This window comes from Frigoribacterium sp. AC759 (genome assembly GCF_979256015.1).
Genome location: NZ_CEEDMT010000009.1, coordinates 72,260 through 94,501, shown reverse-complemented (window position 1 = coordinate 94,501; position 22,242 = coordinate 72,260). Strand labels below are relative to the sequence as shown.

Below are 22,242 nucleotides of genomic sequence, written 5' to 3'. Positions count from 1 at the left end.
CCCTATGGTCGCGTCGTGAGTCCTCGCCTCAGTCGATCCGCCGCCGCCCTCCGCCGGGCCCGTGCCTGGAACGACACGGGGCACCGCGTCGCCGAGCGCTGGGCGGTCATCCGCCGGCACCCGCACGCGATCTGGTGGGCGTTCGTCAGCCTGCACCTCACCGTGATGCTCGCCCTGACGCCGATGATGCTCACCGGCGACGTCACCGGCGACCTCCCGCTCTACCGTTCGTGGGCGAGCGGCGCGCTCGCCGACGGCCGTTGGCCGGTGCTCGACTTCGACTGGGTCTACCCGGCGGGGGCGCTCGGGCCGATCGTGCTGTCGAACATCCTGGGCGAGTCGCTCTACCAGTTCGTCTGGCTGCTGCTGCTGACCGCCGTCAACGCCGGGGCGCTCTGGCTGCTCACCGACCGCGGGCGACGCACCGTCGACGCCACGGCCGCCTGGTGGTGGCTGCTCATCCTGTTCCTGCTGAGCCCCGTGGCGTTCCTGCGGCTCGAGGGGTTCAGCGCCCCGCTCGTCGTGGCCGGGCTGCTGATGCTCGCCACCCGGCCGAGGGTCGCCGGCGCGCTGCTCGCCCTCGCGACCTGGATCAAGGTCTGGCCCGCCGCGGTCGTCGCCGCCGCCGTCGCGGTGTCGCGCCGTCGGGGCTCCATCGTCGGGGCGGGCGTCGCGACGAGCGCGGCCATCGTGGGGCTCGTCGTCGTGGGCGGCGGCGCCTCGCACCTCGACAGCTTCGTCACGATGCAGTCGAGCCGCGGCCTGCAGGTCGAGGCGCCGATGGCGACCCCGTGGCTCTGGATGGCGATGCTCGGGGTGCCCGGCGCCTCCGTCTACGAGAACGTGGGGCTCGCGACGAACGAGGTCATGGGGCCCGGCGCCTCGGTGCTGATCAACGGCAGCACCGGTCTGATGTTCGGGGTGCTGTTCGCGCTGGCCGTGCTCGTCGCCGTCGCCGCCCTGGGGCTGCCCGGTGCGCGTCGCGGTGCCCGGGCCGTCGACGAGACCGGCGTCGTGCTGCTCGGCGCCCTCGCGCTGACGACCACGTTCGTCGCCCTCAACAAGGTCGGCTCGCCGCAGTACGTGCTGTGGATCGCGCCCGTCGTCGCGGTCGGGCTGGCGCTCCGGCCCGAGCAGTTCCGGGTGCCGGCCCTGCTCATCGGCTGGTCGGCCGGTCTGACGACGCTCGTGTTCCCGATCCTGTACCTGCCCCTCCTCGATCTGAATCCGTTCGCAGTGGTGGTGCTCGCGGCCCGCAACGTGCTGATCGTGGTGCTCTTCGGCTGGTGCGTGCTGCGGGTCGTGGCCGCCGCGCTGGCGGCCGTCGGCGTCACCGGGCGCCCTCTGACGCCCGAGGCCGTCGGCATCGGGCTGAGATCCGCCCGATAGAGGTCAATCTGGGCCTCCCGGGCCGTGCTGTGCCAGCGTGGAGAGTCCAGAGCACGACAACGAGCAACTAGGAGCACTCATGAAAGGCAAGATCCTCTTCGTCGCAGGAGCGGCTGTCGGGTACGTCCTCGGAGCCCGCGCGGGCCGTGGCGCTTACATCAAGATCAAGGACCGCGCCGGCGACCTGTGGGAGAACCCCTCGGTGCAGAAGACGGTCCACCAGGCTGAGGACTTCGTCAAGGACAACGCCCCCGTCGTCGGATCCAAGCTGAAGGACGTCGCGAACGACGCCGCCTCCGCCGCCCAGTCGACCGTCAAGTCCGCCACGAAGAAGGCCGACAAGGTCGCCGACCAGGCGAAGGCCAAGGCCGACGAGGTGGGATCGAAGGGCGCGTCCGCCACCGGTGCCGACAAGGGCGACGCCGACACCGGCGACCGCGACAACGGCACCTCGAAGCTCCCGGGAGTGAGCGTCGGTGACTGACCTCAAGAACCCGCAGGAGAGCACGAAGAAGTCGCTCGGCTCGCTGCTCGGCAGCCTGCCCGAGCTGATCTCGCGTCTCATCCACGGTGAGATCGCCCTCGCCAAGACCGAGCTCTCGACGAAGCTGAAAGAGGTCGGGGTCGGTGCGGGTCTGCTCGTCGGCGCCGCGCTCTTCGGGTTCTTCCTGCTCGCGGTGCTGCTGACCGCTGCCGTGCTGGGGCTGTCGACCGTCGTGGCCCCGTGGTTGGCCGCCCTGATCGTCGCCGCCGTGCTGCTGATCGTCACCGCCGTGCTCGCCCTGCTGGGCGTCAAGGCGCTGAAGAAGGGCGTGCCGCCGACCCCCGAGAAGACGGTCGCCAGCGTCAAGGCCGACGTCACGGCTCTGAAGGGCCAGGGAACCTATGACTCCCCGCAGCACTGACCCGGCCGGGAAGAACGAGCCGAAGCCCGACCCCGAGCGCGAGCTCGCCGAGGCGAGGGCCGAGGAGGCGCGGGCCGAGAAGTCCGGCGGCTCCCGCGACGAGACGGCCCCCGAGAACGAGAAGGGACCGCGCCCCGGCGCGAGCATCCCCGAGATCGAGCTCGACCTCGCGCGCACCCGTGAGGAGTTCGCGGCCACGCTCGACGCCATCGAAGACAAGCTGAGCGTGCCGGCGCACGCCCGCCGCCTCAAGGCGAGCGTCAAGCGGCGGTACTCCGACGACCCGAAGCCGGTCGTCGCGGCGGCCGCCGCAGGTGCGGCCGGCCTGGCGGCCATCGTCGCCGGCGTCGTCAAGGTCGCCCGGCGCTGACCGTCTCGGCGCCGACCGGCCGGCAGCGGCCGGCCGGCGGCGACCGCCTCGGCGCGGTGGCGGTCCTCGCGACCGGCACCGCGCCTCCTGGGCTCACCACCCGCATCTCCACGACAGGACACCCCATGGCCCAGAAGAGCACCGAGCGCGAGCAGCAGGCGCCGTCGGCGGACGACGAGCGCAAACCGCAGGAGCTGACCGACGTGTCGAAGCCCTCGTGGGGGTACGTGCTCGGCAAGACGCTCCGCGAGTTCACCCGCGACCAGTGCACCGACCTCGCCGCGGGTCTGACCTACTACGCCGTGCTCGCGATCTTCCCGGCCCTGCTGGCGATCGTGTCGCTGCTCGGGGTCGTCGGGCAGGCCGGGGCGACGGCCGACGCGGTGCTCGACATCATCCGGCAGCTGGGGTCGCCCGACGTCGCGAAGCTGCTCGAGGGCCCGATCGAGCAGCTGACCGGGTCGCCTGCGGCCGGCGTCGCCCTGATCGTCGGTGTGCTCGGCGCGCTGTGGTCGGCCTCCGGGTTCGTCGGCGGCTTCGGGCGCGCCATGAACCGCATCTACGGCATCGACGAGGGTCGCCCGATCTGGAAGCTGCGCCCGACGATGCTCGGCGTCACCGCGTTCACGGTCGTGCTGATCGTCGCGGCCGGGCTGATCCTCGTGCTCAGCGGGCCCGTCGCCCAGACGGTCGGCGACCTGGTCGGACTCGGCTCGACGGCGGTCTTCGTCTGGAACATCGTCAAATGGCCCGTGCTCGCGGTGATCGCCATCGTGATCGTGGCCGTGCTCTACTACTGGGCCCCGAACATCAAGCAGCCGAAGTTCAAGTGGATGAGCATCGGGTCGCTCGTCGCCCTGGTCATCTGGCTGATCGCGTCGGTCGGCTTCGGCTTCTACGTCGCGAACTTCTCGAACTACAACGCGACCTACGGCTCGCTCGGCGCCGTGATCGTGTTCCTGCTCTGGCTCTGGATCACCAACAACGCGCTGCTCTTCGGCGCAGAGTTCGACGCTGAGCTCGAGCGCGGACGTCAGCTGCAGGCCGGCATGAAGGCCGAGAGCGAGATCCTGCTGCCGCCGCGCGACACGGCGCAGACCGAGAAGAAGGCCGCCGCCCTCGCCAAGGACGAGCTCGAGGGCATGCGCCTGCGCCAGGCGGCGGCCGCCGAGATGGCGCGTCAGGGCGAGGAGCGGCCCGAGGCCGACGGCGAGGGCGGATCGGCCCCGTCGGACGACCACCCGGAGCCCGACGAGCCCGACTCGGGCAAGCGCCGCGACTGAGCGCGCGCCACGCCGCCCGCGTGCCGGGCTGGCCGCGTGCCGGGCCGGCCGTGCGCCACGCCGGCCGCTACACCCCGAAACCCGCGCTACACCCCGATTCTTCGGGGTGCGGCGCGGGTTTCGGGGTGTCGCGTGGGGCTCGGCTCAGAAGGAGAAGCCGAGCTCGGCCGGGTACTCGCCGCGGGCGGTGAGCGTGGCGGCGGCGTCGCGCAGGTGCGACAGCGTCAGACCCATGGTGGTGGGGCCGAAGCTGACGCGGGAGACCCCGAGCTCGGCGAGACGGGCCAGGGGCACGGCCGACGGGTTCGAGATGACGCTGATCTTGCCGTCGATGCGGTCGAGGGCGGCCTTGACGAGGTCTTCGGTGCCGAGGCCGAGCACGAAGGCGCAGTCGGCGCCGGCGGCGAGGTACGCGTTGGCGCGCGTGACGGCGTCGTCGAAGCTGTCGGGGTCGCCGGCCAGGGCGTCGACCCGGGCGTTGATGACGATGGGCACCCCGGCGCGGTCGCCGGCCTGGCGGGCGGCGGCGACCTTCGAGACCTGCGTGTCGATGTCGTAGAGCGGGGCCTTGGCCTGGCCGATGCTGTCTTCGATGTTGAGGCCGGCGGCGCCCTCCTCGATGAGGCGGAAGACGTTGTCGAGCGTGCCGGCGGCGTCCGAGGCGTAGGCCTTCTCGAAGTCGACGGACACGGGCAGGTCGACGGACCGGATGATGATGCGTGCCGCGGCCAGCATCTCGTCGACGTCGAGGCCCTCGCCGTCCTCGACGCCGTGCGCCTCGCTGATGGAGTGGGAGGCGGTGGCCAGGGCGCGCACGCCCGGTGCGCCGGCGACGATGCGGGCCGTGATGCTGTCCCACACGTTCGTCACGATCAGCGGATCGCCGGGGACGTGCAGCGAGCGGAGCAGTTCGGCCTTCTCGGCCGTGGAGGAGATGGACATGCCCCCAGCCAACCAGCCCGCGCTGTGCGACACCAGCCCCGCGCGCGCTGCCGCCCTCGCCCCGACCCCAGGAGTCCGCTCAGGCCCCCGTGCGCGCGCTGGGGTCGGAGCGGGTTCCTGGGGTCTCGGCGACCCACGGCCATCGAGGTGACGCGAACGGGGCCCTGTCACGCCTGCGGGGCGCGATCCGGGTCACCTCGATGAGGCCGCGGGCGGGGGTCAGGCCGCCGCGAGCGCCGACGTGGGCGGGATGCGCGCCGCCCGCGACGCGGGGTAGAGCCCGCTGACGCCGCCGATGACGACCGTCGCGACCAGCCCGCCGAGCGCCGCCCACGCCGGCACCACGACGGGCCAGCCCTGGCTGAGCGCGAACACGGCCGTCACCGCGGCCCCGAGCGCGACGCCGACGGCGCCGCCGAGCAGCGAGAGCAGCAGCGACTCGACGAGGAACTGGTCGCGGATGTGCCGACGGCGTGCGCCGAGCGCTCGCCGCACCCCGACCTCCGCCCGGCGCTCGAGCACCGTGATGACCATGGTGTTGGCCACTCCGATGCCGCCGACGAGCAGCGCCACCCCGCCGATGCCGAGCAGCAGCCCGGTGAACGACGCCTCGGACGCCTGCTGGGCGGCGAGCGCCTCGGACGGCCGGCTCACGGTGACCGCCGTCGGCTCGGCGGGGTTGACCGTGCGGGCGAGGACGTCCCGTACGGCCGCGACCCGCTCGGGATCGGCGCGGGCGAACAGCCGGGTGGGGCGGCCGTCCCAGCCGAACTCGTCGGCGGCCGTCGACTCGGGCACGAGGGCAGAGCTGTCGAGGTCCGGGGCGAGGGGCAGCGGCGCGAGCACGCCGACCACCGCCACCCAGCGGCCGTCGATCCAGACGCGGCTGCCCGGATGCAGCCGGTCGAGACCGAGCGTGGCGGCGGCCGTCGACCCCAGCACGACCTGGGGCAGATCGTCGGAGGCGTCGCCGAACCAGGTGCCCGACGACATCTCGCTGCGCAGCACCCCCTCGAGGTCGCCGAGGGCCACGTCGAGGGTTATGCCGCCCGAGGCCGCCGCGGGGATCCGATCGCTGCGGTAGACCCGCTGACCGGGCACCCGGCCGACACCGGCCGCCTGCTCGACGTCCGGGCGGCGGTCGAGCATGTCCCGCGAGGCCTCGGGCAGAGGGACGTCCGTGCCGAGGGCGTCCCGACCGGGGGTGACCTGCAGCAGGTTCGTGCCGAGGCCGTCGAGCACCCGGGCGAGAGCCGCCTGGCTCGACGAGGAGATCCCGACGACGGCGATCATCGCCGCGATGCCGATCGCGATGCCGAGCGCCGACAGCACGACGCGCGCGGGTCGGGTCCGCAGCCCGAAGACGCCGAGTCCGACCAGGTCGCGCGTCGACAGCCGACCGGGTCGACGCCTGCTCACCGGAGCACCTCGCCCTCGATCAGACCGTCGCGCATGCGCACCCGGCGGGGCAGGGTGGCCGCCAGCGACAGGTCGTGCGTGATGACCACGACGGTCGTCCCACCGGCGTTCAGGTCGTCGAGCAGACGCAGGACGGCTGCGCCCGACACCGAGTCGAGGGCGCCCGTGGGTTCGTCGGCGAGCAGCAGCGCGGGTTCGCCGACGATGGCCCGGGCGATCGCCACGCGCTGCTTCTCGCCGCCGGAGAGCTGATGCGGGCGGTGATCGACGCGGTGACCCAGGCCGACGCGGTCGAGGGCGCCGCGGGCCCGGTCGATGCGCTCGCGGCGGGGGACGCCGGCGTAGAGCAGCCCGTCGGCCACGTTCTCGGTGGCCGTCGCACCCGAGGCGAGGTGGAAGTGCTGGAAGACGAAGCCGATGTGCTCGGCGCGGAGTCTCGACAGGGCGTCGTCTCCGAGCCCTCCGACCTCGTGACCGGCCACCCGGACCGATCCGGTCGTCGGGCGGTCGAGCGTGCCCATGACGTTCAGCATGGTCGACTTGCCCGAGCCGCTCGGCCCGACGACCGCCAGGAACTCGCCCCGGGTCACACTCAGGTCGACGCCCCCGAGGGCGGCCAGCCCGCCGTAGACCTTCGTCACGCCGCGCAGCTCGAGCACGGCCTCGGCGGCCGTCGGGGTCGTCGTCGCCTCCGAGGAGGCGCGGGTCGTCCCGACGAGACCGCCCACGGTCTCGACCCCGCTCACGACGGCACCACGACCTCGTCGCCCTCGGCGAGCCCGTCGCCCGAGACCTCGGCCCGCCCCTGGGCGAAGAGACCGGTCGTCACGGGGACGCGCTCGGTCTCGCCGCCCGACCGCACGACCTCGACGACGTAACCGTCGTCTCCGGCGAGGAGGGCCGTCACGGGGACGCTCAGCACGCCCTCGCGGCGCTCGCCGTCCACCACCAGGTCGACCGCGGTCGACGTCGACGTCCCCTCGGGCGGATCGCCGTCGAGCCCGACGGTGACGACCACCTCGTCGTCGCCACCCGGCGCCGGGTCGTCACCCGCGCCTCCTGAGGGTTCGCCCACGGCCTGGACCGAGCCGGGCACCGTGGTGCCGTCGGGCAGGCGGACCTCCACGGGCCCGCCGCCGGGGAACCGGGCGAGGTCGGGAGGCGAGACGGAGGCCGTCACCACGAGTGCGGTCGGGGTGTAGCCGTAGACGGCCGAGCCCGCCTCGTCGCCGACCCGCCCGATCGGGTCGGCGACCCGGATGTCGCCGGGGACGAAGGCGATGTCGGACGCATCGAGGCCGCCGGTGCGCGTCCGCCCCCGGTCCGTCTGCCAGCGCGTGACGGCGTCGCGCGTCGAGGAGTCGAACCACTCGCCGTCCGAGACCTCGTAGCCGAGTGCGCGCAGGTTCTCTTTCAGCTGGGTGACGTCGGCCCCGCGCAGCCCCTGCACGAGGGGGCGCCAGAGCGGCACGTCCCCGTGCATCGCCCGCACCGGGCTCTCGTCCACCGAGTAGAGGACGCCGTCGCGGCCGATCTCCTCGCCGAAGGCCGGGAGCCCGGTGACGACGCCCGTCCCGGCGGACGTCAGCGGCACCGGGGTGCCGTAGCCGAGGGCCGCGGGGATCCGCTTGCCGTCGACGAGGTCGCCGAGCACGACGGGGGCGGTGGGGCGCTGAGCGCCGACGGCCGAGGCAGACGGAGCGCTGCCGCCGGCCCCGCCCTCGATGAGCGAGCAGCCGGTCAGAGCCGCGACGCAGAGCGCGCCCGCGACGACGCCGACGAGGGCCCGGCGGTGCGCCGGGCGGTGGCCAGGGGGGCGGTCGGGCTGGCGGGCGGGGCTCACTCGCCCGACCCCTCGGCGGAGGGGCCGAACCGCTCGCTGCAGGCGAAGAAGGCGTCCTGCTCGGGGGTGCTGCTGGTGGTGCTCCAGCTCGTCTGCGGGAACGCGCCGTCGACCGGGTCGGGGAAGTCCTCGAAGCCCTCCTGGCGGACGCACTCGGCGACCTTCAGCTGGGACTCCTGCCACTCGGCCAGTTCGGCCGCGGAGGGCTCCTCGGCGGCCTCCCCGCCGCCCGCGGACTCGGGCAGGCCCTCACGGCACTCGGCGAACGCGGCCGCGTACTCGTCGGCGTCCGCCCCGTTCGGGACGGCCACGACCATGCCCTCGTCGAGGTCGGGATCGTCGACGTCGTACCCGGCGTCGCGGAGGCACTGTCCGAGCTGGGCCGACGCGCTCGTGCCGCCGCCCGCCGACGTGGCGGCGGAGGTGGCGTCGTCGTCCGTGCTGCACCCGGCCAGCAGGGCCGGCAGCAGCACGGCGCAGACCGAGAGCGTGCCGAGGGCGGACGTGCGTCGACGCGCGGACCGGCGGTCACGGAACGGCGCGGATGCGGGGGAGGTGGAGGTCATGGGGTGCCTTTCTCTGGCGTGATGGTGGGCGGCTCCGTACCGGGTCGTCGTGCGGAGATCGGTGACCATCTCACCGAGGGCGGCGTCTCGGGGCCGTGGCCTCGACGGTTACGTCGGCGAAACGCGATGTCCGTAATATGATGTGAATAATTCTCGTCGCCTGGACGGTGGCGGCGGCGGAGGACGACGGGAGGGGATCGATGCGAGTCCTGGTGGTGGACGACGAGGTGGCGCTGGCCGACCTGGTCGCCGCGGGGCTGTCGCGGCAGGCGATGGCCGTCGACGTGTCCTATCGCGGAGACGAGGCCGACGAGATGCTCGCGGTCAACGACTACGACGTGGTCGTGCTCGACCGCGACCTGCCGGGCCTCCACGGCGACGTGGTGGCACGACAGGTCGCCGAGCGGGGCGACGCGACGCGCATCCTCATGCTCACGGCGGCCGGCGACCTGCACGATCGCGTCGGCGGGCTCGAGCTCGGAGCGGACGACTACCTGGCGAAGCCGTTCGAGTACCCCGAGCTCGTGGCGCGGGTGCGAGCGCTCGGACGCCGGTCGGGGGCGGCGACGCCGCCGGTGCTCCGATCGGGCGACCTCGAGCTCGACACCAACCGCCACCTCGCGACCCGCAGGGGGCTCGACCTGGGGTTGTCCACGAAGGAGCTCATGGTGCTCGAGGTCCTGCTGCAGGCCGACGGGCGCATCGTCAGCGCGGAGGAGCTGCTCGAGAAGGTCTGGGACGCCAACATCGACCCCTTCACGAACGCCGTGCGCGTCACCGTCAGCAAGCTGCGCCGCAAGCTCGGCGAGCCCGATCCGATCCGCACCGTCCCCGGTCGCGGCTACCGGCTGTGAGACCGGCACCCCCGGCGGCCCCGACGACTCAGACGCCCCCGACGGCCCCGACGACTCCGGCGGCCGACGGTCTCGGGTCGTTGAACCGGAGGCGGCGGAGCATCGGCCTCCGCACGGCGACCACGTTCGGGGTCGTCTTCGCCGTCCTCGCCGCGCTCGTGCTGCTCGGCGTCGGCGTCGCGACGTCGCAGGGCGTCGCCCTCAGCCTCGAGGGCGTCCCGTCGTCACCGGGGTCGCCGTCGTCGCCGGGCTCGCCGATCGCCGTCGAGCGTCCCGTCGGCAGCGCGGAGCCGGGCGATGACACCCTGACCGCGGCTCGCGTCGTCGGGACGATCGTGGCACGGCAGCAGCTGATCTGGTCGACCGTCGGCGTCGCGGCGGCCTCCGTGATCGCGGCCGGGGCCGGGTGGTTCGTGAGCCGCCGCCTGCTCCGCCCGATCGACGACATCGTCGCCGCGACCCAGCGCATCACGGCGAGCACCCTGCACGAGCGCATCGGTCTGACCGGCCCGAGCGACGAGCTCTCGCGGGTCGCGTCGACCATCGACGGGCTGCTCGACCGGCTCGAGGCCTCGTTCGAGGCCCAGCGCCGCTTCGTCGCCTACGCGTCGCACGAGCTGCGGACGCCGTTGGCCGTGCAGCGCGCCGCGCTGCAGATCGGCCTCGACGACCCCACGCCCGACCAGGTCGCCGCGATCCGCGATCAGCTGCTCGAGGTCAACCGCCGCAGCGAGCACCTCGTCGAGAGTCTGCTCGCCCTCGCGACGGCCGACCGCGGGCTGGCCGCCGGGGCTCTCGAACGGGTCGCCGTCGGGGACGTCGTCGACGAGGTGGTGACGGGCGTCGCCGACGCGGCCCGCGCCTCCTCGGTGCACGTGGTCGTCGACCGCGGCTCGTTCCGCGCCGTCGAGGGCGATGCGGTGCTCGTGGGGCAGCTGGTCCGCAACCTCGTGGCCAACGCCGTCGAGTACAACGAGCCCGGCGGGTGGGTGCGCGTGAGCGGCTCGGTCGACGCGGTCGGCTCGGACGACTCCGTTGACGCGGTCGTCGTCGTCGAGAACTCGGGGCCGGTCGTCGACCCGGAGGTCGCCGCCACGCTGACGCGGCCGTTCACGCGCGTCGCTCTGGCGTCGACCACCGTGGCTGCAGGCTCCGGAGGAGCGGTGCCCGCCCGGCATAGCGGCCTCGGTCTCGCGATCGTCGCCTCGATCGCCCGCGCCCACGGGTGGACGGTCGAGGTCGCGCCGCGCGAGGGCGGTGGTCTGCGGGTCGCGGTCGGCGCAACGAGGTGACCCGAACGGTGCCCTGAGGTGCCTGCCGGGCCCAGTTCGAGTCACCTCGATCGACACCCCAGGAATCCGCTCAGACCCCGGTGCGCGAACCGGGGTCTGAGCGAGTTCCCGGGGTCTCCCTGGGGTCTGAGCGGGCGTCAGGAGGCGTGGGTCGCCTCGGCGAGGATCGCCGCCACCCGGCCGGGCACCGTGTCGTCCTGCAGGCTCGTCGTGTCGCCGAGGGGGCGACCGTCGACGATGTCGCCGAGCAGCCGGCGCATGATCTTGCCCGAGCGGGTCTTCGGCAGGTCGGGCACGACGAGCACGGTGGCGGGTTTGGCGATGGGGCCGATCTGGTCGGCCACGTGCGCTCGCAGCGCGCTCGACAGCGACCCCGCGAGCGGAGCCCAGACCTGCGGTTCGGAAGCGGACCCGGCGTCGGGCACCGCGCCTCCTGCAGGCCTCGCCGCCGGCACCACGAACGCGGCGATCGCCTGCCCGGTGCGCTCGTCGGCGACCCCCACGACCGCGGCCTCGGCCACCAGCGGGTGCGCCACCAGCGACGACTCGATCTCGATCGTCGACAGCCGGTGACCCGACACGTTGATCACGTCGTCGACGCGGCCCAGCACCCAGATGTCGCCGTCGGCGTCGTACTTCGCGCCGTCGCCCGAGAAGAACCAGCCCTGCCGCCAGTACTTCGCCCAGTACGAGTCGCGGTACCGCTCGGGGTCGCCCCAGACGGTGCGGGCCAGCGACGGCGGGGTCCGCTGCACGACGAGGTAGCCGCCGGCGCCGTTCGGCACGCGCGCTCCGGCGTCGTCGACGACGGCCGTCGAGACGCCCGGCAGCGCCCGCAGCGACGAGCCGGGCTTGAGCGTGTCGACCCCGGGCAGGGGAGCCATGACGCTCGCACCCGTCTCGGACTGCCACCAGGTGTCGACGATGGGGCACTCGCCGCGTCCGAACTGCTCGTGGAACCACACCCACGCCTCGGGGTTGATGGCCTCGCCGACCGTGCCGAGGAGGCGCAGCGACGAGATGTCGTACGTGTCGGGGAGTCCGTCGGGGAACCACGACGACAGCGTCCGCACGAGGGTCGGCGCCGTGTAGTACGTCGTCACGCCGTACCGCTCGATGATCTCGAGATGCCGGGCGGGGTGCGGGGTGTCGGGAGTGCCCTCGTAGATCACCTGCGTGAGGCCGTTCGAGAGCGGCCCGTAGATCTCGTAGGTGTGCGCGGTGACCCACGCGAGGTCGGCCGTGCACCAGTGGACGTCGTCGGGCTTCGCGTCGAAGACGGCCCAGTGCGTGTAGCTCGCGGCCGTGAGGTAGCCGCCGCTCGTGTGCACGAGCCCCTTCGGTCGACCCGTCGTCCCGCTGGTGTACATGATGAACAGCGGCGTCTCGGCGTCGAAGTGCTCGGGGGAGTCGGTGTCGGGCTGAGGGTCGACGACGTCGTGCCACCAGAGGTCGCGTCCGTCCGTCCAGGGCAGGTCGGGGGTCCGATCGCCCGTGCGGCGGACGACGAGCACGTGCTCGATCCCGTTGTCGCCGCTGACCGCGTGGTCGGCGTTCGCCTTGACCGGCACCGCGCCTCCTCGGCGGAACTGGCCGTCGGTGGTGACGAGCAGCTTCGCGCCGGTGTCTTCGACCCGGAACTTCAGGGCCTCGCCCGAGAACCCGCCGAAGACGAGCGAGTGGATCGCGCCGATCCGCGCGATGGCGAGGGTGACGACGATCGTCTCGGCGATCACCGGCAGGTAGACGACCACGCGGTCGCCCTTCGTCACACCGAGCGATCGCAGTCCGTTGGCCGCCTTGACGACCTCGCGCTGCAGCTGCGCGTAGGTGATGTCGCGGCGGTCGCCCGGCTCGCCCTCGACGTGCAGCGCGACCTTGTCGCCCCGACCGGCGGCGACGTGCCGGTCGACGCAGTTGACCGCGACGTTCAGACGGCCGCCCGCGAACCAGGTGGCCTCGGGCACGGTCAGCTCGCCGTCGGGGCCCTCGGCGACCGGCGACCAGGTGTGCGCCGTGCGCCACGGGGTCTCCCAGTCGAGGCGGTGCGCCTGCTCCTCCCAGAAGGCGACCGGGTCCGCTGCCGCGCGGGCGTGCTCGGCGGCCGTGACGTTCGCGGTCGCGGCGAGCCCGGGAGGCGCGGGGAACGTCCGTCGCTCGTCGAGCAGATTCGAGATGGTGTCGGTCGTCGCCATCCGTCGATGCTACGAGTCGCCCCGGCGCGGCATCGGGCGGCGGGCAACCCGGCGTAACACGGCGGGTCGTGCGGAATCTCGCGTCGCGCCTTACTCTGAGCAGGACTCCGTTCCGGACGTCGGTCGGCGCCCGCGCCGGATCGCGACGACTCCTGGCGCGACGACAGGAGCAGACGTGACCAACCCGACCGGTCGTGGGCGCGTTCGCCTCGGCACCGCCCTCGCGCTCGCCGGCGCGCTCGTGCTCGCCCCGGTGGCGGCGTCCGCCGCGGAGCCGGCACCGGCGCCTGCTCCGGTCGTCGAGCCGGCGCCCGCCGTCGACACGGCCCCCGCCGCGGACGCATCGGCGCCGGCCGCGGAGGCGCCTGCTGCGGAGGCTGCTGCGGAGGCGCCTGCTGCGGAGGCGCTCGCCCCGGAGGCGCTCGCCCCCGGCGAGCTCATGAACTACGTCGTCAACGTCGCCCCCACCGAGGCCGCGACGACCGGGGCTCGGGCGGCCGTCGTGGCAGCCGGCGGAATCGTGCTGATGAGCTACCCCGAGATCGGGGTGGTGACCGCGCAGTCGACCGCCACCGGGTTCCTCGACGCGATCCGCGCCTCCTCGGTGGTGCGGTCGGCCGGGCCCACGCGCCAGGCGGCCGTCACCGAGGGCGCCGTCGCGGCCGACTGGGAGGGTGGCACGCTGTCCATCGACCGGCCCCGCGCCGAGGCCGCCGTCACCGCGGCGCCGCTCGACTCGCAGCAGTGGGACATGGACGCGATCGGAGCCCCCGAGGCCCGCTCGATCGAACCCGGCGACGCCGACGTGCTGGTCGGCGTGCTCGACAGCGGCATCGCCGTCGACCACCCCGACCTCGCGTCGCAGGTCGACCCCGCGGCATCGGTCGGCTGCTCGGTCAATGGCATCCCCGACGGCGACCAGGCGGCCTGGGTGCCCGTCGACGACAGCGAATCGCACGGCACGCACGTCGCCGGCACGATCGGCGCGGACGCCGACGGCGACGGCATCACCGGCGTCGCGCCGGGCGTCACGCTGGCGAGCGTCAAGGTGGTGAACCACGACGGCTTCATCTACCCCGAGTACGCGCTCTGCGGCTTCATGTGGGCCGCCGCCGAGGGTATGGACGTCACGAACAGCAGCTACTACGTCGACCCCTGGGCGTTCTGGTGCGAGGGGCAGCCCGAGCAGCAGCCGGCGCTCGACGCCGTCGAGAAGGCCGTCGCCTGGTCGCAGCAGCAGGGCGTGCTGAACATCGCCGCCGCCGGCAACGAGGACTACGACCTCGCGAACAAGACCACCGAGTCGACGAGCCCCGACGACGGCGTCTACGACGCCGCGGGCGCCTACGTGTCGGGGCCGCGGATCATCGAGGACCGCGACGTCTCGCAGGGCTGCGTCGACCTGCCCGCCGGCGTCGACGGCGTCGTCACCGTGGCCTCGGTCGCGCAGCAGCCCGACGGCAGCGTCGCGAAGTCGTCGTTCTCGAACTACGGCGAGGGCGAGATCGACATCGCCGCCCCGGGTTCGGGTATCGTCAGCACCGTCTTCGGGGGCGGCTTCGACGTGTACAGCGGCACGTCGATGGCGTCGCCGCACGTGGCCGGCGTGGCCGCGCTGCTGGCATCGGTCCACCCCGACGCGGGGCCCGCAGAACTGCGGGCGCTGCTGATCTCGCAGGCGACCGACCTCGGCGACACCGCGCTCTACGGCGCCGGCCTGGTCGACGCCTTCGCGGCGGTGACCGACGACCTCGACCTCGGCCCGACCGCTGCCGTCGCGGACGGCCGGGTGCAGGCCGGTGTGCCGTTCCGGCTGCTCGGGGCCGGGTTCGCGCCCGGCGAGACGGTGACCCCGACGCTCGAGGTCGGCGGGGTCGGCCGCCCGGCCGCGTACCTCACCGCCTTCGACGCCGACGCCGACGGCCGCCTCGGATCGATCGGCCGACTCGACCCGGGCACCCCGGTGGGGCCGGGCACGATCGTGCTGACCGGGAGCTCGGGCAGCAGCGACCGGGTGGACGTCGAGATCGGCGCCCCTCTGGCCGGTCCGCGCATCGACTCGCCCTCCGCGGGCCAGGTCGTCGTCGGCTCCCGCGTCGTGGTGACGGGTCTCGCGGCACCGGGTGCCGCCGTCGCCGTCGCCCTGGTCCCGCCCGGCGGCGTCGCGGGGGCGGAGGCGTCCGCCGCTGCGGCCGCGGCCCTGGCCGCCGCGGCCGATCGTGCCGAGGCCGGCGGCGACCCCGCGCCTCCCGAGCCGTTCGACACCGGTTCCGCGGTGACCGCCACGGCCGTCACCGCCGACTCCACGGGAGCCTGGCGCGTCGAGTTCACCGGCGTCCCCGAGGGCGACCACGTCGCGCTGGGGCTGGTGCAGGTGCTCCTCAGCGGGAGCGTCTCCGGGCAGGGCGAGCCCGTGGCCTTCAGCGTGAGGGCGGCTGCGGCCGAGGTGCCGGGTGCGCCCGCCGTGCCTGGTGGGCCGGGTGCGCCCGACTCGCCGGTGCCCGTGTCGCCGGCCGACCCGGCCGACCCGGCGGGCACGGCCGACGCGGCCGACGCGGCCGACGCGGCCGACGCGGCCGACGCGGCCGACGCGGCCGACCCGGCGGGCACGGTGCCCGTAGCGGTCGCGGCCGGCGGGCCCGCGCAGCTCGCCTACACGGGGTCGGAGCCTGCGCAGGGTCTCTGGGCCGCAGCCGCTCTCGTGATCGCCGGTGTCGTGCTCGTCGTGGGCGGGGGCGTCCGTCGCCGCCGCTCGGGCTCGTCCTCGTCCTCGCCTGTGGATGACGGAGGTCGATCTCCCCTCCCCAGGGGCGGCCGCGCCTAGGGCCTGTGGACAACAGCGGCCTGATCATGGATCACACAGGCATGAGGCATAAAAGCATGTAGCATTCCCGGGAGTCGACGACCCCGGGAGGATCCATGTCGCAAGAAGGCAGCGCGCCCGCGGGTCGCGCCGTCCGCCGAGAACCCCGCGGCAGACGTCTCGACATCCAGGGCCTCCGGGCGGTGGCCGTGCTGGCCGTCGTCGTCGAGCACGTGTCGGGCTGGCCCCGGGGCGGCTTCGTCGGGGTCGACGTCTTCTTCGTGCTGTCCGGGTTCCTCATCACCGGTCTGCTGGTCCGAGAGCACAGCCGCACGGGGCGCATCTCGATGCGCGGCTTCTACCTCCGCCGGGTCAAGCGGTTGATGCCGTCGGCGCTCGCCGTGCTCGTCGTCACCCTCGCGGCGGTGGCGGGTCTGCTGTCGACGAACCGTCTGATCTCGTCGGCCGTCGACGCCGGCTGGTCGGCGGTCTTCCTGGCCAACTGGCACGAGGCGGCGCAGGGCACCGACTACTTCGCCGCCGACGGGCCGATCTCGCCCTTCCGGCACTTCTGGTCGCTGTCGGTCGAAGAGCAGTTCTACCTCGTCTGGCCCCTCGTCGTGCTGCTCGTCGCCGCGATCTCGGCCCGGCGACTGCGCGGGGTGCTCGCGGCCGTCCTCGTGGTGGTGTGCGCCGCCTCCTTCGTCTGGGCGGTCGTCCAGACGGCGGACGCCCCGGTGCTCGCCTACTACTCGACGCTCACCCGCGCATGGGAGCTGGGCGCGGGGGCGCTGCTGGCCGTGACGATCGGGGTCTGGCGAGCCGCGCCTCCTGCGGTGGGCACCGTCCTGTCGTGGCTGGGGCTGCTGGTCATCGTCGCCTCGATGGCGATGATCGACGAGGCCTGGGGGTTCCCCGGCCCGTGGGCCGTCGTGCCCGTGGTGGCGACCCTGGCCGTCCTCGCCGGCGGTTCGGTGCCGGGCGCGCGATCGCCGGTCGTGCTGACGAACCGGGTCGCCGGCTACATCGGCGACATCAGCTACTCGCTCTACCTCTGGCACTTCCCGGCACTCGTCGTCATCCGGTCGATCGCGCCCGAGTCGACGGCGGCCGTCTACATCGCGGCGTCCTCGCTCGCCGTCGTCTGCCACCACCTCGTCGAGAAGCCGGCCATGACCGCGTCGTGGAGCCTCCGCGACCGGCCGCGTCGGGGCGACCGCCCCCGCACGCCCGGTCGGGGCCGCGAGCAGCGAGTGGCCGCGGTCGGGGCGCTCGCCGTCGTCGCCGCCGCGGTCGTGGCCCTCGCGGCCGACAACGTCCGGCCGCTGCCCGCGCCGCCGGTGATCGCGGCAGGTGCGACCGGCGCCTCGGGGGCGCCGGGCTCCTCGGGCACGGGTGCCGCGGGCGGCGCGGGCGAGGGCGACGGACCTGCAGGAGGCGCGGGTGGCGTCGACGAGGCCGGTGGCACCCCGGCCGTGGGCCCGGCCGGCACGGCCTTCCGCGAGCAGGTGGCCGCGGCCCTCGCCACGACCATCTGGCCCGAGCTCGACCCGCCCGTCGACGGGGTCGTGCCCGGGGGCGCGAATCTGCCCTGCGGCGACATCACGAGACTCGCCCCCGTCGAGCGCTGCACGTTCGGGCCCGCCGACGCGAGCACGACGGTGATGCTGGTCGGCGACTCGACGGCGGCGCACCAGCTCGACTCGTTCGTCGCGCTCGCCGAGGCGCCCGACAGCGACCTGCGGGTCGTCGGGCGGGTCGGGTTCGCCTGCTCGTTCGTCGACCTCGCCTGGGACACCGACGACACCGCGGACTGCGCCGACTACCGGGCCGCGACGCTCGAGGCCGTCGAGGCGACGAAGCCCGACGTGGTCGTGGTGCAGAACACCTACGAGCCCATGCCCCTGGCCGACGCGGGGCGTGACGCCACGGTGGCCGAGCTCGCCGACGGGCTCGCCCGGTACCTCGACCGGATCGAGCCGCACGTCGGCCAGGTGGTCCATCTGTCGCCCCCGCCGCCCGGTGCGAGCGTCCGCGAGTGCTACCGGCCCGGCGGGTCGCCCGTCGACTGCATCACCCGGGTCGGCGGGCCCTGGCTCGAGCGGGCCGCCGCGATCGGCGAGGTCGTCGCCGCCCGCGATCAGCCGTGGATCGACGCCCGCGACTTCACCTGCCTCGAGAACGTCTGCCCGGCCTTCGTGGGCGACTCGGTCGTCAAGATCGACTACGTGCACTACTCGGGGCCGTTCGCCGTCGACATGGCTCCGGCGCTCGGCGAGAGTCTCGCGGCCGCCGGGGTGACGGGCTTCGGCGAGGCGCCGTGACCGATTCCCAGCGAACACGGACGTTCAGGGGTCGTCGCCGATGGCCATCGCGATCGGCCTGTGGAGAACCCGACCCGCGCCTCCGGTGGACCGCTCGGTCGGGCTTGGCCCTCCCGGGCCTCGTGACTACGGTGGGCCGCTGTCCCGCTCAGGGGCTCGAGACATCCCGCCGTCGTGCGGGCGTCACGACGGCACCGCACGTCACCCCGCTGCCCGGGCTGCGGTCGCCGCCATCCGACCTATCTGGTGAGAGGCGGGCAGCGGTTCGAGCGCGCCAGCGCCGTGCCGGGGTGACCTCGACGGAGCACACGTACACATGTCACGAATCACACGCGCCACCACCTCCGCCCACGACGCCGGGTCCGCCCGCACCAAGACCGGCCGGGGCAAGACCCGCGGTCTGCTGGGCACGGCCGCGGTCGTCGCCCTCGCCGGCGCCGGCATCGGGCTCGCCGCAGCACCTGCGAGCGCGGCCGACGTCGCCACCTGGGACGCCCTCGCGCAGTGCGAGAGCGGCGGCAACTGGTCGATCGACACCGGCAACGGCTACTCGGGCGGGCTACAGTTCAGCCCCAGCACCTGGGCAGCGAACGGCGGCACCGGCTCGGCCGCGAACGCCAGCAAGAGCGAGCAGATCGCCGTCGCCGAGCGCGTCCTCGCGTCGCAGGGCTGGGGCGCCTGGCCCTCGTGCTCGTCGCAGCTGGGACTGAGCGGCACCAGCGGTGCGGCACCCGCGCCCGCCGCAGCGCCGGCACCGGCACCCGCGCCCGCCGCCGCACCGGCTCCCCAGGCCGCCGCGCCGAGCACCGGGTCGACCACGACGGCCCCGGCCGAGGCGGCAGCGCCCGCGGCACCCGCCGCGCCGGTCGTGCCCGAGATCGCCGCCGTCCCGACGAGCGGCGAGACCTACACGGTCGAGGCCGGCGACAGCCTCGACCTCATCGCCACCGACCTCGACATCGAGGGCGGCTGGATCACCCTGGCCGGTGCGAACCTCGACACCGTCACCGACCCGAACGTCATCACGGTCGGTCAGGTGCTGCAGCTGCCCGCCGAGAAGTAGGCGCCGCGCCGAGCAGGCGACCGACGCCCTCGAGGGCGTGACGAGGAGGCACGGGTCGACCCGCGCCTCCTCGTCGCATGCCTAGGATGGTGCGGACCGCCAGCTGAAGAAGGACTCCGTGACGAAGGCCCCCACCGTCTACGACGTGGCCGCGCACGCCGCCGTCTCGATCGCGACGGTGTCGCGGGTGCTCCGCCGACCCGACGACGTCCGCCCCGAGACCCGCACCCGGGTGCTCGACTCCGTGCGCGCGCTCGGGTACGTGCCGAGTGGTGCGGCCCGCGGGCTGGCCGGGCGGCGGCACGGCGTGCTCGGGCTGTTCCTCCCCGGGCACGACGCCATCGACGAGCCCGAACCCGACTGGGCGGTGCTGACCGATTCGAGCCGCATCCCCCTCCTGGACGACAGGGAGGCGCGGGTCGCCGGGCCGGTGGCGACCGGCGGTCACTGGTCGAACCCGGCCAACCTCTACTTCGACGAGGTGCTGCGCGGTGCCGAGGTCGAGTCGTGGCGGCGCGGATTCGCCCTGATGGTCGCGGCCGGTCGCGGGTCGAGTCGCGAGGTGATCGTCAACGACATCGCCGGGCGGGTCGACGGGCTCGCCGTGCTGGCGCAGACCGTGCCGGCCGATCTGCTCGCGCACGTGTCGCGGCGGATCCCCGTGGTCGTTCTCGCCGACTCGCGGCCGGGCGACGAGCTCGATCACGTCAGCGTCGACAACGTCGCGGGCATGCGCGCCCTCACCTCCTTCGTGCTCGACGGGCGCGGGGTCGCCGACGTCGTCTACGTGACCGGCCCCTCCGACTCGCCCGACGAGGCCGACCGGCACCGCGGGTTCGACGAGGCCGTCGCCGGACGCCGGGCCGCGGGCGGGGTCGATCTGCGGGTGCGCGTCGAGCGCGGCGACTTCAGCCGCGGCGGCGGGCGCCGGGTCGCGGAGGCGCTGCTCGCCCTCGGGTCGGGCTCTGACGGTGCCGGTGCCGGTGCCGGTGCCGGTGCCGGTGCCGGTGCCGGGCCCGCAGTCGCCGGGCCTGCCCTGCCCGACGCCGTCGTGTGCGCCAACGACCAGACGGCGCTCGGGGTGCTCGACGTCTTCGATCGGGCCGGTGTCGATGTGCCCGGGCAAGTGCGGGTGACGGGCTTCGACGGCATCGAGGCCGGTCGCTTCTCGACTCCGCGTCTCACGACGGTGCGGCAGCCGATGGGCGAGCTGGGGCGCGTCGCCGTCCGCTCGATCGTCCGGCGCCTGACCGACCCAGGGATGCCGCCGCAGCGCGTCACCCTGCCCGTGGAGGTCCTGCTCCGCGAGAGCTGCCCGCCCCTCCTGGGTCCGGCTCGCACCTCCTGAGGCCGGCCCGCGCCTCCGCAGCCCCCACCTCCTCGGCCCGGCCCTCGACCTCCCGGCCCCTGCCTCGTGAACCCGGCCCGCGCCTCCTCGGCCCGGCCCCCGCGCCTCCTCGGACCGGCTACCGCCCGCGCTGCCCGGTGTCGATGCCCGTCACGCTGCCGTCGTCGGGGCCGAAGACGAAGTAGTGCACCCGTTCCGCCTCGACGCCGTGCTCGATCAGGGCGGCGCGGGCGATGGCCATGAAGGGCACGGGCCCGCAGAGGAACACCCGGTGCTGCGGCGTCAGGGCGACCGTGCCGAGGTCGATGGGGTCGAGGTAGGCGCCCGGGCCGTCGATCGACTCGCCGGCGAACGCGACCGGCCCGCCGCCGGTCGACCCGGCCCCGGCACCCCCGCCGCCGGCCCCGGCCCCCAGCGCACTCAGGCTCCCCTGCGTGTAGCTGACGCGCAGCGACGCGTTCGGCATGCCGGCCACGAGCGCCTCGAGCTCCGCGCGGTGGGCGTGACGTTCGGGTGTCCGCTCGAAGTGCAGCACCGTGACGCGGCGCGCCGGCTCGGTGCGCGAGAGGTGGTCGAGCATGCCGAGCACGGGCGTGCACCCGATGCCGGCCGAGACGAAGAGCAGGGGCGCGTCGTCCAGCTCGTCGATGGTGAGCGAGCCGATCGGCGGCGACACCCGCACGATGCTGCCCACCGCGATCGCGTCGCGCAGATGCTGCGACACCTCGCCGTCGGGCACGAATCCGCCGCCGTCGAGGACGCGCGCGCTGATCCGCCACTGCTCGTCGTGTCCGCCGCGCAGGCTGTACTGCCTGATCTGGTGGGCGCCGTCGGGCAGCTCGACCTGGACCGACGCGAACTGGCCTGCGCGGTACCGCGGCAGCGCCTCGCTGTCCGCCGAGACCAGGGTCAGCGCCACGACGTCCTCCGCCTCGATGCGGTGCTCGGTGACGAGAGCCTCGCGCCACTCCTCGTCGGGTTCGAGGTCGGCCTTCGCGTAGAGATCGGTCACGGCCGCCGCGACCTCGTCGGTGACCTGGCGGTAGAGCGCCGTCCACGCCTCGTCGGCGTCGGCGTCGTAGTCCGAAGCCAGGGAGGTGCGCATCGCCTCCCGCAGAGACGTCTCGAACACGGCGTAGTCGCCCGGGCGGATGCCGAGCGCGGCATGGCGCTGAGCGAGTCGCGAGGTGATCTCCGCCGCCGTCGACCCGGCCAACGTGGGGGCGCCGGCCTGCCGTGCCGTCGGGTGCAGGGTCTCGGCGGCGCGGGCGCTGCTGCTCGTCCCGCTGCCCGGAGCGGCGTCGATGATCGCCTCGGCGAGGGCCACGATCGTGCGGGCGAGCTCGCGGGCCTGGCGGCCCTGGGCGTGCTCGCCGCGGTTGAAGCGGTCGCGCAGCAGATCGGGTCGGGCCGCGAACAGCCGATCGTAGAAGTCGGCCGCGATCGCGTCGGCGGAGGCTTCGACCGAGGGCAGGGTGCGGGCGAGGGCGGCGAGCTGCGATGCGGTGACCATGGGCATCCTCCCTCGGCGGCGGGATCGGGTTCCCGCCCTGCTCTCGATGATGGCGGGTCGAGGTGAGGGCCGGCTGCGCACTCTCTCGATCTCGAATGACCGTGCCATGCCCGCGTCCGCCGTGCTCCGCCGC

Annotated in this window: 18 protein-coding genes; 11 read left to right on the top strand and 7 right to left on the bottom strand. The window is 74.2% G+C overall.

The genetic code is table 11. The annotated features are described in order from the left end of the window. The first annotated feature begins 15 nt into the window (after positions 1–15). The 5 genes from ACZ6JE_RS09085 to ACZ6JE_RS09065 all read left to right on the top strand — a co-directional run bounded on the left by ACZ6JE_RS09085 (position 16) and on the right by ACZ6JE_RS09065 (position 3,947). Positions 16–1,389: a glycosyltransferase 87 family protein gene (locus tag ACZ6JE_RS09085; RefSeq protein ID WP_192061624.1), complete on the top strand. Its 1,374-nt coding sequence runs from the start codon at positions 16–18 to the stop codon at positions 1,387–1,389. Positions 1,390–1,468: 79 nt separating this feature from the next. Further along, positions 1,469–1,873, top strand: a complete 405-nt coding sequence (locus ACZ6JE_RS09080) for a YtxH domain-containing protein (RefSeq protein ID WP_192061623.1) — start codon at positions 1,469–1,471, stop codon at positions 1,871–1,873. Continuing rightward, positions 1,866–2,294: a phage holin family protein gene (locus ACZ6JE_RS09075; protein ID WP_464318751.1), complete on the top strand. Its 429-nt coding sequence runs from the start codon at positions 1,866–1,868 to the stop codon at positions 2,292–2,294. Before ACZ6JE_RS09080 ends, ACZ6JE_RS09075 begins: the two co-directional genes overlap by 8 nt. Next, on the top strand, positions 2,275–2,664 hold the full coding sequence (locus ACZ6JE_RS09070) for a DUF3618 domain-containing protein (RefSeq protein WP_243215268.1): 390 nt from the start codon (positions 2,275–2,277) through the stop codon (positions 2,662–2,664). The genes ACZ6JE_RS09075 and ACZ6JE_RS09070 overlap by 20 nt, the downstream gene beginning before the upstream one ends. Positions 2,665–2,789: 125 nt before the next feature. Then, positions 2,790–3,947, top strand: a complete 1,158-nt coding sequence (locus tag ACZ6JE_RS09065) for a YihY/virulence factor BrkB family protein (RefSeq protein ID WP_192061620.1) — start codon at positions 2,790–2,792, stop codon at positions 3,945–3,947. Positions 3,948–4,091: 144 nt separating this feature from the next. Here ACZ6JE_RS09065 and ACZ6JE_RS09060 read toward each other — a convergent pair whose 3' ends face one another. The 5 genes from ACZ6JE_RS09060 to ACZ6JE_RS09040 all read right to left on the bottom strand — a co-directional run bounded on the left by ACZ6JE_RS09060 (position 4,092) and on the right by ACZ6JE_RS09040 (position 8,717). Next, on the bottom strand, positions 4,092–4,889 hold the full coding sequence (locus tag ACZ6JE_RS09060) for an isocitrate lyase/PEP mutase family protein (protein WP_320478078.1): 798 nt from the start codon (positions 4,887–4,889) through the stop codon (positions 4,092–4,094). A 219-nt stretch (positions 4,890–5,108) separates the two neighbouring features. Beyond that, positions 5,109–6,308 carry an ABC transporter permease gene (locus tag ACZ6JE_RS09055; protein ID WP_464318750.1) on the bottom strand — a complete coding sequence of 400 codons (1,200 nt, stop codon included), beginning with the start codon at positions 6,306–6,308 and terminating at the stop codon, positions 5,109–5,111. Next, entirely contained in the window at positions 6,305–7,054 is a 750-nt protein-coding gene (locus ACZ6JE_RS09050; protein WP_464318749.1) for an ABC transporter ATP-binding protein, read from the bottom strand. The genes ACZ6JE_RS09055 and ACZ6JE_RS09050 overlap by 4 nt, the downstream gene beginning before the upstream one ends. Next, entirely contained in the window at positions 7,051–8,151 is a 1,101-nt protein-coding gene (locus ACZ6JE_RS09045) for a peptidoglycan-binding protein (protein WP_464318748.1), read from the bottom strand. Before ACZ6JE_RS09045 ends, ACZ6JE_RS09050 begins: the two co-directional genes overlap by 4 nt. Then, positions 8,148–8,717 (bottom strand): hypothetical protein, encoded by a 570-nt coding sequence (locus ACZ6JE_RS09040; RefSeq protein ID WP_243215974.1) that lies wholly within the window; start codon positions 8,715–8,717, stop codon positions 8,148–8,150. The genes ACZ6JE_RS09045 and ACZ6JE_RS09040 overlap by 4 nt, the downstream gene beginning before the upstream one ends. Before the next feature lie 200 nt (positions 8,718–8,917). Between ACZ6JE_RS09040 and ACZ6JE_RS09035 the strand changes: the two genes are divergently transcribed. Together ACZ6JE_RS09035 and ACZ6JE_RS09030 are read left to right on the top strand one after the other, a co-directional pair. Beyond that, positions 8,918–9,571: a response regulator transcription factor gene (locus ACZ6JE_RS09035; protein WP_192061616.1), complete on the top strand. Its 654-nt coding sequence runs from the start codon at positions 8,918–8,920 to the stop codon at positions 9,569–9,571. Beyond that, entirely contained in the window at positions 9,568–10,863 is a 1,296-nt protein-coding gene (locus ACZ6JE_RS09030) for a sensor histidine kinase (RefSeq protein ID WP_464318747.1), read from the top strand. The genes ACZ6JE_RS09035 and ACZ6JE_RS09030 overlap by 4 nt, the downstream gene beginning before the upstream one ends. A gap of 137 nt (positions 10,864–11,000) precedes the next feature. Here the strand turns inward: ACZ6JE_RS09030 and acs are convergent, their stop codons facing one another. Continuing rightward, positions 11,001–13,058 (bottom strand): acetate--CoA ligase, encoded by a 2,058-nt coding sequence (gene acs, locus ACZ6JE_RS09025; protein WP_464318746.1) that lies wholly within the window; start codon positions 13,056–13,058, stop codon positions 11,001–11,003. 175 nt (positions 13,059–13,233) lie between these two features. Between acs and ACZ6JE_RS09020 the strand changes: the two genes are divergently transcribed. The 4 genes from ACZ6JE_RS09020 (at position 13,234) to ACZ6JE_RS09005 (ending at position 20,596) form a co-directional block, all read left to right on the top strand. Then, positions 13,234–15,882, top strand: coding sequence for a S8 family peptidase (locus ACZ6JE_RS09020; RefSeq protein ID WP_464318745.1), 2,649 nt, complete (start codon positions 13,234–13,236; stop codon positions 15,880–15,882). Positions 15,883–15,977: 95 nt separating this feature from the next. Continuing rightward, positions 15,978–18,185 carry an acyltransferase family protein gene (locus tag ACZ6JE_RS09015; protein ID WP_464318744.1) on the top strand — a complete coding sequence of 736 codons (2,208 nt, stop codon included), beginning with the start codon at positions 15,978–15,980 and terminating at the stop codon, positions 18,183–18,185. A 316-nt stretch (positions 18,186–18,501) separates the two neighbouring features. Continuing rightward, entirely contained in the window at positions 18,502–19,248 is a 747-nt protein-coding gene (locus ACZ6JE_RS09010; RefSeq protein ID WP_192061611.1) for a LysM peptidoglycan-binding domain-containing protein, read from the top strand. Between the two features lie 118 nt (positions 19,249–19,366). After that, complete coding sequence (locus tag ACZ6JE_RS09005) at positions 19,367–20,596, top strand: LacI family DNA-binding transcriptional regulator (protein WP_464318743.1); 1,230 nt, start codon at positions 19,367–19,369, stop codon at positions 20,594–20,596. A gap of 118 nt (positions 20,597–20,714) precedes the next feature. Here the strand turns inward: ACZ6JE_RS09005 and ACZ6JE_RS09000 are convergent, their stop codons facing one another. Then, the gene (locus ACZ6JE_RS09000; protein ID WP_464318742.1) at positions 20,715–22,109 is read right to left on the bottom strand and encodes a globin domain-containing protein; all 1,395 of its coding nucleotides are present in this window, start codon (positions 22,107–22,109) and stop codon (positions 20,715–20,717) included. Positions 22,110–22,242 lie beyond the last annotated feature (133 nt).

Bases quoted from the DNA above. Each gene is read 5' to 3' on its own strand.
- ACZ6JE_RS09080 (WP_192061623.1), top strand. From the start codon at position 1,469: ATGAAAGGCAAGATCCTCTTCGTCGCAGGAGCGGCTGTCGGGTACGTC.
- ACZ6JE_RS09070 (WP_243215268.1), top strand. From the start codon at position 2,275: ATGACTCCCCGCAGCACTGACCCGGCCGGGAAGAACGAGCCGAAGCCC.
- ACZ6JE_RS09065 (WP_192061620.1), top strand. From the start codon at position 2,790: ATGGCCCAGAAGAGCACCGAGCGCGAGCAGCAGGCGCCGTCGGCGGAC.
- ACZ6JE_RS09060 (WP_320478078.1), bottom strand. From the start codon at position 4,889: ATGTCCATCTCCTCCACGGCCGAGAAGGCCGAACTGCTCCGCTCGCTG.
- ACZ6JE_RS09040 (WP_243215974.1), bottom strand. From the start codon at position 8,717: ATGACCTCCACCTCCCCCGCATCCGCGCCGTTCCGTGACCGCCGGTCC.
- ACZ6JE_RS09035 (WP_192061616.1), top strand. From the start codon at position 8,918: ATGCGAGTCCTGGTGGTGGACGACGAGGTGGCGCTGGCCGACCTGGTC.
- acs (WP_464318746.1), bottom strand. From the start codon at position 13,058: ATGGCGACGACCGACACCATCTCGAATCTGCTCGACGAGCGACGGACG.
- ACZ6JE_RS09015 (WP_464318744.1), top strand. From the start codon at position 15,978: ATGTCGCAAGAAGGCAGCGCGCCCGCGGGTCGCGCCGTCCGCCGAGAA.
- ACZ6JE_RS09010 (WP_192061611.1), top strand. From the start codon at position 18,502: ATGTCACGAATCACACGCGCCACCACCTCCGCCCACGACGCCGGGTCC.
- ACZ6JE_RS09000 (WP_464318742.1), bottom strand. From the start codon at position 22,109: ATGGTCACCGCATCGCAGCTCGCCGCCCTCGCCCGCACCCTGCCCTCG.